General features: G+C 30.7%; 2 protein-coding genes and 1 pseudogene. 1 reads left to right on the forward strand and 2 read right to left on the reverse strand.

Annotated features, from left to right (window positions below):
* Positions 1–357: amino acid--tRNA ligase-related protein (locus AC3AX0_RS10595; RefSeq protein WP_487550260.1), on the forward strand; the 357-nt coding region annotated here is incomplete at its 5' end.
* Positions 358–391: 34 nt separating this feature from the next.
* Here the strand turns inward: AC3AX0_RS10595 and AC3AX0_RS10600 are convergent.
* Complete coding sequence (locus AC3AX0_RS10600; RefSeq protein ID WP_487550261.1) at positions 392–934, reverse strand: hypothetical protein; 543 nt, start codon at positions 932–934, stop codon at positions 392–394.
* Between the two features lie 31 nt (positions 935–965).
* Positions 966–1078: pseudogene (locus AC3AX0_RS10605) on the reverse strand (ZIP family metal transporter); the annotation flags it as partial.

Raw genomic sequence — 1078 nt, forward strand, 5'->3', positions numbered from 1 at the left:
TTTGTATATGGACATCCTATCGAAATTAGTCCATTAGCCAAAAAAAATAAAATAGATCCTCGTTTTACAGATCGTTTTGAACTATTCATTGATGGACGCGAATACGCAAATGCATTCACTGAATTAAACGATCCAATCGATCAAAAAGCTCGTTTCACAGCACAACTAGAGGAAAAAGAACTTGGAAATGTCGAAGCAACCGAAATGGATATAGATTACATCGAAGCTTTAGAATATGGAATGCCGCCAACAGGCGGACTCGGAGTTGGAATAGACCGTTTAATTATGTTACTAACTGATTCTCCATCAATAAGAGATGTTCTATTATTCCCACATATGAAACCAAGAGGTAACTAATAAAAAAGCACAAGTTTGAAAAAACTTGTGCTTTTTATATATCTTGTCCAATCATTAATTCGTCGTCTTCATATATGAAAATACCTAAATTCTCAGCTATTTCAACAAATATATCAACAATACTAACATAGTCGTAATCCATCTTGCTAAATACAATCTTAAGTGTTTCATTCATTTTGTCTTTTATATAATCAAAATCATTACGTCGTTCCATTATCATATTCTCGACACAAGTTTCTAACTCATTTAATTCATCAATGTTTGAATCAATGTCGTTATTCTCCATATCCGTTCTAATATCATAAATATATAGTAAGTATAGAACCATTTCACTATAATTTTCAAAATCATCACAGTGAGACTGAAACAATGTATCAAAATATATTCTAATAATTTCAAATTGAGTGTGTAAATAGTTAAATCCAGTTCTGAAGATAATATCTAAATCATCATCAACATCTTTTTCTTCAACTAGTAAGTCATAAATGTGATTCAATACTGAGTAAATAGGTTCTAATCGATCATAAATAACCGATTTATTCTTTTGGAAAGTTTCTATAACTTCGTGGTTTTCCATTTTCCAAGATGCGAAATCTTTATATATATAATTATCCAAGAGCAATATCCAATGTCATCATGACGGCAAAGCCAATCATAGCCCCTATTGTAGCTATTTTTGTTGTTTCCATCATTTGAGATTCAGGAATTAATTCTTCGATTA

It is taken from the genome of Dethiosulfatibacter sp., from assembly GCF_983023055.1.

Excerpts from the sequence above, each read along its gene's own strand:
- AC3AX0_RS10600 (WP_487550261.1), bottom strand. The coding sequence starts at position 934 with ATGGAAAACCACGAAGTTATAGAAACTTTCCAAAAGAATAAATCGGTT.